12 protein-coding genes are annotated in these 14,732 nt (G+C 64.5%); 10 read left to right on the top strand and 2 right to left on the bottom strand.

Annotation, left to right across the window (positions count from 1 at the left end):
• Window positions 1-25 precede the first annotated feature (25 nt).
• From PNAP_RS22310 to tkt, 10 genes are all read left to right on the top strand, one after another.
• Entirely contained in the window at window positions 26-226 is a 201-nt protein-coding gene (locus PNAP_RS22310) for a DUF2933 domain-containing protein (protein ID WP_041377655.1), read from the top strand.
• A 9-nt stretch (window positions 227-235) separates the two neighbouring features.
• Entirely contained in the window at window positions 236-502 is a 267-nt protein-coding gene (locus tag PNAP_RS22315) for a DUF5676 family membrane protein (RefSeq protein WP_011798200.1), read from the top strand.
• A 96-nt stretch (window positions 503-598) separates the two neighbouring features.
• Window positions 599-970 carry a hypothetical protein gene (locus PNAP_RS22320; protein ID WP_041377656.1) on the top strand — a complete coding sequence of 124 codons (372 nt, stop codon included), beginning with the start codon at window positions 599-601 and terminating at the stop codon, window positions 968-970.
• Entirely contained in the window at window positions 967-2,640 is a 1,674-nt protein-coding gene (locus PNAP_RS22325) for a hypothetical protein (RefSeq protein WP_011798199.1), read from the top strand. Before PNAP_RS22320 ends, PNAP_RS22325 begins: the two co-directional genes overlap by 4 nt.
• A 15-nt stretch (window positions 2,641-2,655) precedes the next feature.
• On the top strand, window positions 2,656-4,488 hold the full coding sequence (locus tag PNAP_RS22330; RefSeq protein ID WP_011798198.1) for an N-acetylglutaminylglutamine amidotransferase: 1,833 nt from the start codon (window positions 2,656-2,658) through the stop codon (window positions 4,486-4,488).
• The gene (gene tal, locus PNAP_RS22335; RefSeq protein ID WP_011798197.1) at window positions 4,485-5,591 is read left to right on the top strand and encodes a transaldolase; all 1,107 of its coding nucleotides are present in this window, start codon (window positions 4,485-4,487) and stop codon (window positions 5,589-5,591) included. The genes PNAP_RS22330 and tal overlap by 4 nt, the downstream gene beginning before the upstream one ends.
• Window positions 5,588-7,249 (top strand): phosphoglucomutase (alpha-D-glucose-1,6-bisphosphate-dependent), encoded by a 1,662-nt coding sequence (gene pgm, locus PNAP_RS22340; RefSeq protein WP_011798196.1) that lies wholly within the window; start codon window positions 5,588-5,590, stop codon window positions 7,247-7,249. Before tal ends, pgm begins: the two co-directional genes overlap by 4 nt.
• A complete protein-coding gene (locus PNAP_RS22345; protein ID WP_011798195.1) occupies window positions 7,246-9,618 on the top strand; it encodes a phosphoketolase family protein in 2,373 nt (790 codons plus the stop codon). Before pgm ends, PNAP_RS22345 begins: the two co-directional genes overlap by 4 nt.
• The gene (locus PNAP_RS22350; protein ID WP_011798194.1) at window positions 9,615-10,685 is read left to right on the top strand and encodes an acetate/propionate family kinase; all 1,071 of its coding nucleotides are present in this window, start codon (window positions 9,615-9,617) and stop codon (window positions 10,683-10,685) included. The genes PNAP_RS22345 and PNAP_RS22350 overlap by 4 nt, the downstream gene beginning before the upstream one ends.
• Window positions 10,686-10,705: 20 nt before the next feature.
• The gene (gene tkt / locus PNAP_RS22355; RefSeq protein WP_011798193.1) at window positions 10,706-12,772 is read left to right on the top strand and encodes a transketolase; all 2,067 of its coding nucleotides are present in this window, start codon (window positions 10,706-10,708) and stop codon (window positions 12,770-12,772) included.
• On the opposite strand, the gene PNAP_RS22360 is transcribed toward tkt, so the two are convergent.
• Window positions 12,743-13,459, bottom strand: coding sequence for an HAD family hydrolase (locus PNAP_RS22360; RefSeq protein ID WP_011798192.1), 717 nt, complete (start codon window positions 13,457-13,459; stop codon window positions 12,743-12,745). The genes tkt and PNAP_RS22360 overlap by 30 nt on opposite strands.
• A gap of 46 nt (window positions 13,460-13,505) precedes the next feature.
• Complete coding sequence (gnd, locus tag PNAP_RS22365; RefSeq protein ID WP_011798191.1) at window positions 13,506-14,531, bottom strand: phosphogluconate dehydrogenase (NAD(+)-dependent, decarboxylating); 1,026 nt, start codon at window positions 14,529-14,531, stop codon at window positions 13,506-13,508.
• Between the last annotated feature and the right edge of the window lie 201 nt (window positions 14,532-14,732).

Consider the following 14,732-nt stretch of genomic DNA (forward strand, 5'->3'; position numbering starts at 1 on the left):
TGCTTTTGACCACAAGGAGATAGACATGGACTGGCTCGCACAGAACTGGATCTGGATACTTTTCGCAGTGGCCTTCGTGGCCATGCACATGTTTGGGCACGGCGGCCATGGCGGCCACGGCTCGGATCAGGGTGGTCGCCGCGATGCGAGCACCGTCCCAGCGGGGCGGCCGGAAGGATCCAGCCCAATGACGCCCGCCAATACGCGCGGCCCGCACCAGCACTAGGAGCATCTCATGCTGAACATCAAAGTTGTTTCATGGGCGCTCGCCACAACGACGGCGATCTCGTTTGTTGTCTGCGTGACCTACGGTCTCGCGACGCCGGAGACCCTGCACATGCACGCCTTCCTCGAGCAGGTGCTGCCGGGCTTCAAGTGGCTCACGCTGCAGGGTTTCTTGATCGGGCTGGTCGAAAGCTTTCTCTATGGTGCCTACGCCGGTCTGGTGTACGTGCCGGTCTACAATTTCTTTGCGCGCCGGTTCAATCCCGTCACTTCCTGAGGAACACATCATGGCCACACGACCCCTGAATCACCTGCGGCAAGCCTTGGCAACCCGAGTGCCTGACCTTGATGCGCCACGCCAAGCGCTGATGGCATGAGCGCAGACCGGACGCGATCCTCCTCGCAGCTCGAGGCCGCACTTTCCAGGTGGGACAACGAAGGAGGCGCGCGAGCGCGGCGGCTGCTGTCTGACAGCGCTGCGCCGAAGAACGTTCCTCAATCGATGAGCACTGAACTCGAGCGTCTGCGCGTTCGTGTGATTGCACTGGAGAACCTGGTGATCTCGCTGCTTTCCCAAGCCCCTGAGCGACAGCGTGCGCTGGGTCGCGAGATGGCCACGTTTATCTCACCTAGATCAGGGTTCACTCAGCACACCAGAACGCTGGATGCGGCTGCTGAGATGGTCCATCTTGTCGAACGAGCCCAGCACTTCCAGGGGTGGGTCGAGGGTGGGCTTCTGTCATGAATACTCTACCGAACCCCTCGACAATCGCATCCGCAGGCCTGCCGCCCGGCCCGATTTCGATGGAAGTGCTGAACAGCGAATGCTTCTGCATCAGCCTGGACACCGCGGCGCTGCGCCAGGCGCTGGAGTCCGAGATCGGCCAGCCCGGCCTGTTCGATTTGATCCAGCAGCGCTGCCCCTACCTGTTCGCGACGCGCCCGGTCTTTTTGTCGCACGAACACATGCGGCGCATGGCTCAAGTAGTGCAGGCCGTCGAGTCGGTGGTCGCGCTGCCGGCCTATCGCGAGGAGGTTCTGGCCGCCGCACCCACCATTGCGCGGCACGATCCCGGTGGCGCCAAGGGCGTGTTCTTCGGCTACGACTTCCATGCCACCGAAGGTGCCTTCGGGCTCATCGAGATCAACACCAATGCGGGCGGTGCGATGCTCAACGCCGTGCTGGCGCGGGCACAACGCGCTTGTTGCGCGGCGCTGCAGGGTCTGGAGCCGTCACCGGACGCAGCCAGTTCGTTCGAGGAAAGCATCATGTCGATGTTTCGTCGAGAGTGGTCGCTTAGTGGACACGAGCGACCGTTGCGCAGCATCGCCATCGTCGACGAGAACCCCGCGCAACAGTACCTTTACCCGGAATTTTTGCTGTTCCAGCGATTGTTTCAGCGGCACGGGGTACAAGCGGTGATCGCCGGCCCGTCCGAGTTCACGTTGCGGGGGGGTGTGCTCTGGCACGGCGATCTGGCGATAGACATTGTCTACAACCGTCTGACCGATTTTTCGCTGGCCGAACCCGCCAGCGCGACGCTGCGAGAGGCTTACCTGACGAACGCCATGGTGCTCACGCCGCACCCGCGAGCGCATGCCCTGTACGCGGACAAGCGCAATCTGACCTTGCTCAGCGATGCAACGCGGCTGCAGGCGTTGGGCGTGCCGCAGGCCACACAAGATGTTCTGCTGGCCGGCATTCCCCATACTCAAATTGTAGACCCGCAACAAGCCGAGCGGCTCTGGCGTGACCGGCGACGGCTGTTCTTCAAGCCCTTCGCCGGGTTCGGCGGCCGTGCCGCCTACCGGGGCGACAAACTCACCCAGCGCGTCTGGCAGGAAATCCTCGCCGGCGGCTATGTGGCACAGGCGCTGGTGGCGCCCGGCGGACGTGCTCTCTCGAACCAGGAACCGGTGCAAATGCACAAGTTCGACCTGCGCACCTACACCTACGATGGCAGCGTGCAGTGGGTGGCGGCGCGTTTGTACCAGGGCCAGACCACAAACTTTCGCACCCCCGGCGGCGGCTTTGCGCCGGTGTACGAAGGGCCGGCAGACAGACATATGATGGGTTGCACGCCGGTGCAGCATGAAAGCCGCTTGTTTCTGCTCGACGACGACGCTGTTCAGGCGCTGGACCATGAGCGCTACGTGGCGCTCGCTCGTGGCGAGGCACCTGCAGGCGAGTTCGCCGACCGTCGCTTCATCCTGGTCGACTGGTACCTGCGCCTGGCCTGCAGCCAACCTGAGGCCGTCGTCAACGAAACTTGCAGCTGGCTGGTATTCGACGCCAATGGATGGCTGGACCCGCTCGCGGCCCATACGATCAACGTGCCGGCCAGCCCGACCGAAGCCCAGTGGGCGCAGATCCGCGCCCTGGTATTCGGCGACGCCGTTCCTCATCTCTCCTGAAGAATCGAGGTCCCCATGTGCGGCATCTGCGGTGAATTGCGCTTTGACGGTTCGACGGTCGACATGTCGGCGATCGAACGCATGTCTGACAGGATCGCCCGACGCGGCCCGGACCACGCCGGAATCTTCAGCGACGGCGCGCTGGCCTTGGGCCACCGCCGCCTGGCGATCATCGACCTCAGCGCTGACGGCGACCAGCCCATGATCGACGAGGAATTGAAGCTGGTGCTGGTCTTCAACGGCACGATCTACAACTACAAGGAACTGCGCGCCGAGCTCATCGCGATGGGCTACCGGTTCTTTTCCGAGAGCGACAGCGAAGTCATCCTGAAGGCCTATCACGCCTGGGGTGCGCAATGCGTGCAGCGCTTCTTCGGCATGTTTGCCTTTGCAGTATGGGACCAGCGCGATGCGCGCCTGTTCATGGCGCGCGACCGCTTCGGCATCAAACCGCTGTACTACACGATGGACGGATCGCGGTTGCGCTTCGCCTCCAGCTTGCAGGCCCTGCTGGCAGCGGGCGGTGTGGACACGGGCATCGACCCGGTGGCGCTACACCACCATTTCACCCTGCATGCAGTGGTGCCCGCACCGCGCACCATCCTCAAGGGTGTCAGGAAGCTCGGCCCCGCTACCACGATGACGATCAATGGCTCCGGCCACATTGAAGAGGCCATCTACTGGAAGCTCGATGCTACGCGCCCGGCGCAAGCCCTGTCCGAGGCGCAATGGCTGGCTGCCACCCGTGAGGTGCTGGTGCGGGCGGTGGAACGCCACCGCCTCGCCGCCGATGTACCCGTGGGTGTACTGCTCTCCGGTGGACTGGACTCCAGCCTGCTCGTCGGCCTGCTGGCTGACCACGTGGACGACCTGCAGACCTTCTCGATGGGTTTCGAGACGCTGGGCGAAGGGGGCGAAAAGGCTGATGAATTCGAGTTCTCCGACCAGGTGGCAGAACAATTCGGAACGCGCCACCACAAGTACCTCATTCCCTATGACGAAGTGCTGCGCCGCCTGCCCGAAGCGGTATTGCAGATGTCCGAACCCATGGTGAGCCAGGACGTGATCGCCTTTTACCTGCTGGGCGAGCGTGTTTCTAAGCAGGTGAAGGTGGTGCTTTCAGGCCAGGGTGCCGACGAAGTCTTCGGTGGCTACTTCTGGTACCCCCGAATGGATGCCGCCAAGGGCTCGGCTTTGGCGCGCTTCAGCGCCCACTACTTTGATCGGGACCACGACGAGTACCTTGAGATGGTCACTCCCGCTTATCACCTGCCCGACGTGACGGCCGCGCTGGTGGCGAAAGCCTTGGCACAGCCGCAGGCCGACACCTTCATCGATCAGGTACTGCGCTTCGACGCCACCACGCTGGTGGTGGACGACCCCGTCAAGCGCGTGGACAACATGGCGATGGCCTGGGGCCTGGAAGCGCGTGTGCCATTCCTGGACCACGAACTGGTGGAGCTGGCAGCGCGCATGCCCCCGGAGCTCAAGCTCAGGCAGGGCGGCAAGTTCCCGCTCAAGGCGATCTCCCGAGGTTTGATTTCGGACGCCGTGATCGACCGGCCGAAAGGCTATTTCCCGGTGCCGGTGCTGAAACACGTGAGCGGCGAGTTCCTGGCCTTCATGCGTGGCATCCTCAATTCAGACGCCTGTATCCGGCGCGGCCTGTACCAACGAGCCTATGTTGAGAAGCTGCTCGCGGCACCCGAAGCCTGGTTCACCCGCATCCAGGGCAGCAAGCTATGGCATCTGGCGCTGCTCGAGCTGTGGCTGCAATTGAACGTCGACGAACCTTATGGCTCGGCATCATCAACAGGCCCATCCCAGGCCAGAACGGAGACCCCATGAAATCGACCCGCCAATTGCACGATCTCGGCCAAAGCCTGTGGCTGGACAACATCACCCGCACACTGCTCGACGACGGCACGCTGGCGCGCTACATCGCTGAGGATTCGATCACCGGCCTGACCTCCAACCCCAGCATCTTCGATGCCGCCATCGGCGGCGGCGAAGCCTACGACGCGGCCATCCACGCCAAGACGCTGGCCGGGCTGGCCGGTGAAGCGCTGTTCACAGAGCTGGCGCTGGAAGACCTGCGACGCGCGGCCGACCTGTTCCGGCCGGTGTTCGACGCCACCGATCAGGCCGATGGCTGGGTCTCGATGGAAGTCTCGCCGCTGCTGGCCGTTGACACCGCAGGCTCCATCGCAGCAGCCCGCCAGATCCACGACCAGGCCCAGCGCGCCAACCTGTTCGTGAAGATTCCTGGCACGCCGCAAGGGATAGCAGCGATCGAGCAAGCGATCTTTCTCGGCATCCCCATCAATGTGACGCTGCTGTTTTCCTGCGCCCACTACCAGGCCGCTGCCGAAGCCTATCTGCGCGGCATCGAACGGCGCCTCGCGGCGGGACTCGATCTGCGCGTGGGCTCGGTCGCCTCGCTGTTCATCAGCCGCTGGGACGTGGCTGGCAACGCGCAACTGCCCACCGAGTTGCAGCACAAGCTCGGCATCGCGGTGGCCCGGCAAACCTACCGGGCCTACCGCGACCTGCTGGCTTCGACGCGCTGGCAGAAACTCGCCGCCGCCGGTGCAAAGCCTCAGCGCTTGCTGTGGGCCAGCACTGGCACCAAGGACCCTGCAGCACCCGATACCTTGTACGTCAGCGCGCTGGCCGCACCCGACACCATCAATACCCTTCCTGAGAAGACCTTGCATGCATTCGCCGACCACGGCCGACTGCAGGGCGTGATGCCAGCCGACGGGGGTGACGCCGAAGCGGTATTGGCGCAGATCACCGGGGCGGGTGTGGATGTCCCGACACTGGCCGCCAAACTCCAGCAAGACGGGGCGCAGTCTTTCGTCAAGTCGTGGCAGCAACTCATGCAGCGAATCGCCGAAAAATCGGGTGCGCTCAAGCCGGCTCCCCCTGCGTCGGCCATCGGCACATGAGCCAGATCATCAGCCCACTCGCCGGCAAGTCACTTCCGGCAGCGAAGCTCGTCGACATACAAGGCCTGTTGGCCGCGTACGCCGATCTGCAGCCCGACCCCACCGTGCCGGCGCAGCGCGTGGCATTCGGCACCTCGGGTCATCGCGGTACGTCGTTCGACGGCAGCTTCAATGCGTGGCATGTCCTGGCGATCACGCAGGCCCTGTGCGAGTACCGCAAGGGCAAAGGCATCGACGGCCCGTTGTTTATCGGTGTGGACACGCACGCACTCTCAAAGCCAGCGTTCGATGACGCGCTGGAAGTCCTGGCCGCCAATGGCGTGCAGACCATGGTCGCGCGTGGCGGCGAGTTCACGCCCACGCCGGCGGTCTCGCATGCGATCCTGGTCTACAACCGGGGCCGAAGCAGCGGGCTGGCCGACGGCATCGTCATCACGCCGTCGCACAACCCGCCCGACAGCGGCGGCTTCAAGTACAACCCGCCCCACGGGGGCCCGGCCGATGCCGACATCACCGGCTGGGTGCAAGAGCGCGCCAACGCCTTGCTCGAAGGCGGCCTCAAGGAGGTCAAGCGCATGGCGCTGGCCCGGGCGCGAAAAGCCGCCACGACACATGAACACGACTTCTTGGGCGCGTATGTCGCCGACCTCGGCAACGTGATTGACTTCGATGTGATCCGCAGCGCCGGCCTGCGCCTGGGCGTTGACCCGCTCGGTGGCGCCGGCGTGCACTACTGGGCGCAGATTGCCGAGCGCTACCAGCTCGACCTGACGGTGGTCAACACAGAAGTCGATCCGCAATTTGCATTCATGACGGCAGACTGGGACGGCAAGATTCGCATGGACCCGTCGTCCCGCTACGCGATGCAAGGCTTGATCGGTCTGAAGGACCATTACGACATCGCCTTCGCCTGCGATACCGATCACGACCGCCACGGCATCGTCACGCCCAGCAGCGGTCTGCTCGCGCCGAACCACTACCTCAGCGTCGCCATCGACTACCTGTTTCAGCACCGGCCGCAGTGGAGCGCTACGGCGGCAGTCGGCAAGACAGTGGTCAGTAGCACAATGATTGATCGTGTGGCTTCTCGCCTGGGCCGCACCTTGTTCGAAGCACCGGTCGGCTTCAAGTGGTTCGCAGCAGGCCTGTTTGATGGCAGCCTGGGCTTGGGCTGTGAAGAGAGCGCGGGCGCATCCTTCCTGCGCCGCGACGGCAGGGTGTGGACAACAGACAAGGACGGCATCGCGGCGGCGCTGCTGTCGGCCGAGATCACCGCCCGATCCGGGCGCGACCCGGGCGCCCGGTACAGCGAGCTGTGCACTGAGTTCGGAGAATTCTTTGCGGATCGCATCGATGCCCCGGCAAACACGGCGCAGAAGCAGGCCTTGGCAAGACTGACGCCCAAGCAGATCGTGCAGACTGAACTGGCAGGCGAGCCCATCACCAGCGTGATCGACCAGGCGCCCGGCAACCACGCGGCGATCGGCGGCATCAAGGTCAGCGCAAAAAGCGGCTGGTTCGCCGCGCGGCCTTCGGGCACCGAAGACATCTACAAGATTTACGCGGAAAGCTTCCAGGGCGACGCCCACCTGCGCCGCCTGCTCGCAGAGGCACAACGCATCGTGGACGCCGCAATTGAACCCAAGGAATCATCATGACGACCCTGACCCCCGACCTCCTGCGCAAGATGCACGCCTGGTGGCGCGCTGCCAACTACCTCTCGGTGGGGCAGATCTACCTGCACGCCAACCCGCTGCTCGAAGAGCCGCTGACCCTGGCACACATCAAGCCGCGCCTGCTCGGACATTGGGGCACCACACCTGGCCTGAACTTGCTGTACGTGCACCTGAACCGCCTGATCAGGGAGCACGATCTGGACATGATCAATGTCATCGGCCCCGGCCACGGCGGACCCGGGCTGGTGGCGAGTACGTACCTGGAAGGCACTTACACCGAAACCTATCCCGACATCTCGCGCGACCGGGACGGCATGCGCAAGCTGTTTCGCCAGTTCTCGTGGCCGGGAGGCATTCCAAGCCACGTGGCGCCGGAAACGCCGGGCTCGATCCACGAAGGCGGCGAGCTGGGCTACTCGCTGGCGCATGCGTATGGCGCGGCATTCGACAACCCCGATCTGATCGTGGCTTGCATCGTCGGTGACGGTGAAGCAGAAACCGGCGCGCTGGCGACAAGCTGGCATTCGAACAAGTTCTTGAACCCGGCGCGCGATGGCGCGGTGCTGCCAATCCTGCACCTCAACGGCTTCAAGATCGCCAACCCCACCGTGCTGGCGCGCATCGGCCGGGAGGATCTGACGGCCTTGCTGCGAGGCTACGGCCACGAGCCGCACTTCGTGGTCGGCGACGATCCGATGACGGTGCACCAGCAACTGGCGCAGACGCTGGATGCCGTCCTTGCGCAGATCCACACCATTCAGGCTGCCGCGCGTGCGCCGCATGCGCCCATACCGGCGTCACTTCCGCGCTGGCCGATGATCGTGTTGCAGACGCCCAAGGGTTGGACCGGCCCCAAGGAGGTCGATGGCCTGCCGGTGGAAGGGACGTGGCGGGCGCACCAGGTGCCGATCACGCAGTTCACCAACGCCGAGCACATCCGCCAGCTCGAAGACTGGATGCGCAGCTATGCGCCGCAGGAACTGTTCGACGCCAATGGCCGCTTCCGCGAAGAATTCGCAGCACTCGCACCCACCGGCAACAGGCGCATGGGCGCCAATCCGCATGCCAACGGCGGTGCATTGCTCGCACCGCTGGTCATGCCGGACTTCCGCGACTTCGCGGTGCCGGTTTCGGTGCCAGGCGGCACGATGGGTGAGTCCACGCGCGTGCTCGGAACCTTCCTCGCCGAGGTGATGCGCAGGAACACCGGTAGCGCCAACTTCCGCCTCTTCGGGCCTGACGAAACTGCATCCAACCGGCTCGGTGCGGTGGTGGAAGTCGCCGGCAAGGCGTGGATGGCCGGCATCGACGCGGTCGACCTCAATCTTTCAGCCGACGGCCGGGTGATGGAAGTGCTGAGCGAACACCTGTGCGAGGGCTGGCTCGAAGGCTATCTGCTGACCGGGCGTCATGGCCTGTTCTCGTGCTACGAGGCGTTCGTGCACATCATCGACTCGATGTTCAACCAGCATGCCAAGTGGCTGGAGGTGTGCCGGCAGATTCCGTGGCGCTTGCCCATCGCGTCGCTCAACTACCTGCTTACCTCGCATGTCTGGCAGCAGGACCACAACGGCTTTTCGCACCAGGACCCGGGCTTCATCGATGTGGTGGCGAACAAGAAAGCCGACGTGGTGCGCATCTATCTGGCACCCGACGCGAACTGCCTGCTCTCGATTGCCGACCACTGCCTGCGCAGCCGCAACTACGTGAACCTGATCATCGCCGGCAAGGCACCGGCGTTGCAGTGGCTCGATATCGAGTCGGCCGCACACCACTGCGCAGTAGGCGCCGGCATCTGGCCGTGGGCCAGCAACGATTCCGGTGATGCCCAAGGTGGGCCCGATGTGGTGATGGCCTGCGCCGGCGACGTGCCGACGCTCGAAACGCTGGCTGCCGTCGCGCTGCTGCGCGGGTATGTGCCGGACATCCGCATCCGTGTCGTGAATGTGGTCGATCTGATGGCATTACAGCCGCAATCCGAGCATCCGCACGGCCTGGACGATGACGCGTTCGATGCCATGTTCACGCTGGACCGGCCCGTCGTGTTCGCCTTCCACGGTTACCCCGGGCTGATCCACCGCCTCACCTACCGCCGCCACAACCACGACAACCTGCATGTGCGCGGCTACAAGGAAGAAGGCACGACGACCACGGCGTTCGACATGGTGGTGCTGAACAACATCGACCGCTATCAGCTGGCGCTCGATGCCATACGCCGTATCCCGCGACTGGCGCATCTTGTGGACGACGCCACCCGGCGATATGAGGCGAGCATCACGCGGCACAAGGCCTACATCAGCGAACACGGTGAGGACTTGCCGGAAGTGCGTGACTGGCGCTGGCCAGCATGAGCGATGACCTGGGTCGGCCCGTGCTGGCCTTGAACGCGGGCTCGTCGTCGCTCAAGTTCGGCTTTTTCATGGTGGGCGCGAGCGGTAGCCGCGTGCTGCTGTCCGGAGCGGAAGAAACGCTTGCGAAGCCGCAGGCAGCGGTCGCCCGTATTGCGCAGCGCATGGAAGCGCAGGGCTTGCCCGCGCCCATTGCGGTTGGCCACCGCATCGTTCATGGGGGACCGCAGTGCCGCCGCCATACTTTGATCGACGCTGCGGTGATGTGGCAACTGGAAGCGGCGACCGCGTTCGCGCCCCTGCACGTGCCGCCCGCACTGGCGCTGGTGAGAGCGGCGCAGGCGTGCTTCTCCGGCATCGCGCAGGTGGCGTGTCTCGACACAGCGTTCCATGCCGGCATGCCGGACGTGGCCCGCACGCTTCCCCTCCCGCGCGAGCTGCGCGCGCTGGGCATCGAACGCTACGGTTTCCACGGCCTGTCGGGCGAATCGATCGTGCGGCAACTGGGCAGTGATTTGCCGCCGCGCGTGGTGATTGCCCATCTGGGCCACGGCGCCAGCGTCACTGCGGTAGCCCAGGGGGCATCGGTAGACACCAGCATGGGGCTGACGCCGACAGGCGGCGTGATCATGAGCACACGCTGCGGCGACATCGACCCGGGCGTGCTGGCGTATGTGGTTCGCGAGCATGGCTATGACGCAGCCCAGCTCGAAGCACTGATCGATCAGCGCTCGGGCCTGCTCGGGATTTCCGGCCTCAGCGGCGACATGCGCGAGCTTCATGCGGCCGCAGCGTCGACTTCCGCGTCGGGCGCTGATGCGCGGCTGGCCATCGCCATGTTCTGCGCTTCCGTGCGCAAGCAGATTGCCGCGATGGCGGTCGTGCTGGGCGGCGTGGACCTCCTGGTGTTCACGGGTGGTATCGGCGAGAACGATGCTTCGACGCGCGCTTTCATCTGCGAGGGACTCGAAGTGCTGGGCATTCACAAAGCAATGACCCGGGTATCTCCGGCACAGGAAGAAGAACTGATCGCTTGGCGCACCTGGCAGCTGACGCAACCGCCCAACTGAACGACCATATTGGAGCTCCCATGACGAACACACTCGACCAGCAGTGCATCGACACCCTGCGTTTCCTCTCGGTAGATGCCGTGCAAAGGGCCAACAGCGGCCATCCCGGTATGCCCTTGGGCGCCGCGCCCATGGCCTATGCGTTATGGACGCAGTTTCTCAAATGCAATCCTGCGAACCCCGACTGGGCCGACCGAGACCGTTTCGTGCTCTCCGTCGGTCACGGATCGGCACTGCTTTACAGTCTGCTGCATCTGAGTGGCTACGACCTTTCGCTCGACGACATCAAGGCCTTTCGCCAATGGGGCAGCAAGGCGCCAGGCCACCCGGAACGCGGGCACACCCCAGGCGTCGAAGTCACCACAGGGCCGCTGGGCCAGGGCTTCGCAAACGCGGTTGGTATGGCGATCGGCGAAGCGCAACTCGCGGCACGCTATAACCGGCCGGGACACGCGGTCATCGATCACCACACCTATGTGATCGTCGGTGACGGCGACCTGATGGAAGGTGTGGCGGCCGAAGCCACTTCGCTGGCCGGGCATCTGAGGCTCGGCAAGCTGGTCTGCCTTTACGACGACAACCGCGTGACGCTTTCTGCCGGCACCGACATGGCATTCACGGAAGATCGGGCTGCTCGATTCGAAGCCTGTGGCTGGCATACCGTGGCGGTGGCGGATGGCAACGATGTCGAGGCGATCGCTGCAGCGCTGCAAGCGGCGCGGTCGCAGGCCTCAAGGCCGTCGCTGATCCTGGTGCGCACGCACATCGGCTACGGCTCGCCTAACAAGCACGACAGTTTCGAAGCCCACGGTTCGCCGCTTGGCGTTGAAGAGGTTCGGCTGACGAAGCAGCGCCTTGGCTGGCCCACCGAGTCGCCATTCCTGATACCCGAGCCGGCGCTCGCGCACATGCGGCAGGCGCTCGCGCGCGGGCAGAACGCCGAGGCAACGTGGAGCCAACGCATGCAGGCCTACGCGCTGGATTTTCCGGACCTGGCAGCAGAACTGCAGTGCAGTCTGCGCGGCGAACTGCCCTCCGGCTGGGACGCCGACATCCCGACATTTCCTGCTGATGCCAAGGGCATGGCCACGCGAGCTGCGTCGGCCAAGGTGATGAATGCAATGGCCCAGCGGCTGCCCGCGTTGACCGGCGGCTCGGCCGACCTGGACCCTTCAACCAAAACCGCGCTCAAAGGGGGTGGCGATTTCAATCCTCCCGTGACCCAGACCGACGACACCCAGGGCGCCGACAGCGGCGGCTGGAGCCCTGCTGGCCGCAACCTGCACTTCGGCGTGCGCGAACACGCGATGGGCGCCATCGTTAACGGCCTGGCTGCGCACGGCGGTTTCATCCCGTTTGGCGCCACCTTCCTGATCTTCAGCGATTACATGCGCCCGGCAATCCGGCTGGCGGCGCTGATGAAGCTGCATGTCGTTTACGTGTTCACCCACGACAGCCTGGCCGTCGGCGAAGACGGCCCCACGCACCAGCCGGTGGAGCAGCTGGCCAGCCTGCGCGCGATTCCGGGGCTCACCGTGATCCGCCCGGCCGACGCCAATGAAACCGAAGTGGCCTGGAAGGTGGCGGTGGAAAGCCGACAGCGTCCTGTGTTGCTGGCGCTGACCCGGCAGGAGGTGCCCACGCTGGACCGCAGCCGTTATGCGAGCGCCGAAGGGCTGCGTCGTGGCGCCTATGTGCTCAACGATGCGAATGACCAGCCGCCGGTGTTGATCCTCATCGCCAGTGGCTCGGAGGTCGCCCTGATCCTGGCCGCCGCCGAGCGGTTGCAAAGCGAAGGCATTGCCGTGCGCTGCGTGTCGATGCCGAGCTGGGACCTGTTCGATGCCCAGCCGCAGAGCTACCGCGACGGCGTATTGCCGCCAACCGTGCCAGCGCGGCTGGCGGTGGAACTGGGCATGACTCAGGGCTGGCATCGCTATGTCGGCGACCGCGGCGATGTGCTCGGCGTTGAACGCTTTGGCGCGTCCGCTCCGGCCGACATCCTGCTGCGCGAATACGGCTTCACCGTCGACAACGTAGCTGCACGCGCACGCAAGCTACTGACCGGTATGCGAAGCGTTGGGTAGCCGCAGCAGCGTGGCGGCATCCGCATCGACCAGATCGCCGATGTGCTCGACCGTGACATCAGGCGTCGGGTACAGGCTCGCGTTGACCGGGTCGAGGGCGTAATGTCCCTGGCGCGGGAACACGGTCGTCAGGCGATTGCCCAGGACCGCTTTCACTGCCGCCAGCAGCCGCACCTTGTCGTCGACCATGACGTAATGGCGCGCCGGATGTTGACGCTGAACCGCTTCAAGCATCTGCTCCTTGTGAACGTAGATCAGCACGCGGCCACCGACCGCATCCCACAAGCCCGAACGCTGAACCTTGCGCGGCTGGAATACGACGTCACCGTCGGAGAGGATCACCGTCGGGCCGAACCGGTCGAGGTGGGCAATGACCTCAAGCGCACGCGGATACAGTCGCTCGGCGAAGGGGTAGTCGATAAGATAGGCCGCCATCAGCAGCAGCCGCTCATCGGCCGACACGCCGTGTTCGGCGTTAGCCCGGTAGCGCTGTAGCGCACCGAGGTAATCGGCGTAGCCCAGTTCCTCGCGCAGTTCTTCGAAGATGGCCCAGTAGCGGCCCGAACTGGCAACGCCGAATGTGCTCTCGAGGTGGCGCCGAAGGTCGAGGATGATCCGGTCGTTGTCGAGCAGCGTGTTGTCGACGTCCAGCAGGAACACCACGTCCGGTGTCGTGTTCGGGCTCATATCTGCCCCTCGGCAGTCGAGCACGGGCAGGGTGACACCGGATGCCTCATTTCGAGTCGTCTACGGTTTTTTCGGCATGGCCACCAAATTCGTGGCGCATGGCCGACAGCACCTGGTTGGCAAAGCCGGCTTCGCCACGCGAAGCGAAACGCTGGTACAAGGCGGCGCTGAGCACATGCGTGGGCACCGCTTCGTCGATCGCCGCCTGCAGCGTCCAGCGGCCTTCCCCCGAATCGGAGACACGTCCGCCGTAGGCCCCAAGCTGGGGGTCGTGCAGCAATGCGCCGGCCGTCAAATCTAGCAACCACGAGCCGATCACGCTGCCGCGGCGCCAGACCTCGGTGATGTCGGGCAGGTTCATCTCATATTGGTAGAACTCGGGATCGCGCAGCGGCGTGGTTTCGGCATCGGCCGTCTGTGTACCTTTGCCGACATTGGCGTTTCGCAGGATGTTAAGCCCCTCGGCATAGGCTGCCATCACGCCGTATTCGATGCCGTTGTGAACCATCTTGACGAAGTGGCCAGCGCCGTGCGGTCCGCAGTGCAGGAAACCTTGCTCGGCACTGGCGTGACCGCCGCTGCGTCCGGGCGTGCGCGGTGCGGCGCCTACACCCGGCGCCAGCGCCATGAACACAGGTTCCAGGCGTTTCACAACATCGGCTTCGCCGCCGATCATCAGGCAGTAACCACGCGCCTGACCGGCAACGCCGCCACTGGTGCCGACATCGACATGGTGAAGCCCCGCTGCGGCCAGATCCTTGGCGCGTCGAATGTCATCGCGGTAATACGAATTGCCGCCGTCGATCACGATGTCGCCCGCGTCCAGATGCGTGACCAAATCGGCGAGTGCCTGGTCCACGGCGCCAGCCGGCACCATCAGCCAGATCGCCCGCGGGCGAGTCATTTTCGAGACCAGTTCGGCAAGCGACGCTGCGCCTTCGGCACCGTCACTCTGCAGTCTAGCCACCACCGCAGGCTGCCGGTCGTGCACGACACACCCGTGACCCTTCGCCAGCAGGCGCCGAACCATGCTCGCGCCCATTCGTCCCAAACCGATCATTCCGAGCTGCATCTGCTTGTCCTTAGCGCCAATCACCTACGCCGCACGCCAGACATGAATGACCATCGAGAGCAATTTCACTTTGGGCATGTCGGTGCCGGGACGAAGTGTTACTGTAGCGGCCCAGCCGGGGTCAGTCAATACGTTGGCGCACATTGCCAAACGCCCAAGGGCTAAATGGCTGAACCGTGCAGGCGATTAATCCGCCCGCAT

This window comes from Polaromonas naphthalenivorans CJ2 (assembly GCF_000015505.1).
GTDB classification, from domain to species: Bacteria; Pseudomonadota; Gammaproteobacteria; order Burkholderiales; family Burkholderiaceae_C; genus Polaromonas; species Polaromonas naphthalenivorans.

Excerpts from the sequence above, each read along its gene's own strand:
- PNAP_RS22345 (WP_011798195.1), top strand. The coding sequence starts at position 7,246 with ATGACGACCCTGACCCCCGACCTCCTGCGCAAGATGCACGCCTGGTGG.
- PNAP_RS22350 (WP_011798194.1), top strand. The coding sequence starts at position 9,615 with ATGAGCGATGACCTGGGTCGGCCCGTGCTGGCCTTGAACGCGGGCTCG.
- tkt (WP_011798193.1), top strand. The coding sequence starts at position 10,706 with ATGACGAACACACTCGACCAGCAGTGCATCGACACCCTGCGTTTCCTC.
- PNAP_RS22315 (WP_011798200.1), top strand. The coding sequence starts at position 236 with ATGCTGAACATCAAAGTTGTTTCATGGGCGCTCGCCACAACGACGGCG.
- PNAP_RS22325 (WP_011798199.1), top strand. The coding sequence starts at position 967 with ATGAATACTCTACCGAACCCCTCGACAATCGCATCCGCAGGCCTGCCG.
- pgm (WP_011798196.1), top strand. The coding sequence starts at position 5,588 with ATGAGCCAGATCATCAGCCCACTCGCCGGCAAGTCACTTCCGGCAGCG.
- PNAP_RS22360 (WP_011798192.1), bottom strand. The coding sequence starts at position 13,459 with ATGAGCCCGAACACGACACCGGACGTGGTGTTCCTGCTGGACGTCGAC.
- gnd (WP_011798191.1), bottom strand. The coding sequence starts at position 14,531 with ATGCAGCTCGGAATGATCGGTTTGGGACGAATGGGCGCGAGCATGGTT.
- PNAP_RS22310 (WP_041377655.1), top strand. The coding sequence starts at position 26 with ATGGACTGGCTCGCACAGAACTGGATCTGGATACTTTTCGCAGTGGCC.
- PNAP_RS22330 (WP_011798198.1), top strand. The coding sequence starts at position 2,656 with ATGTGCGGCATCTGCGGTGAATTGCGCTTTGACGGTTCGACGGTCGAC.
- PNAP_RS22320 (WP_041377656.1), top strand. The coding sequence starts at position 599 with ATGAGCGCAGACCGGACGCGATCCTCCTCGCAGCTCGAGGCCGCACTT.
- tal (WP_011798197.1), top strand. The coding sequence starts at position 4,485 with ATGAAATCGACCCGCCAATTGCACGATCTCGGCCAAAGCCTGTGGCTG.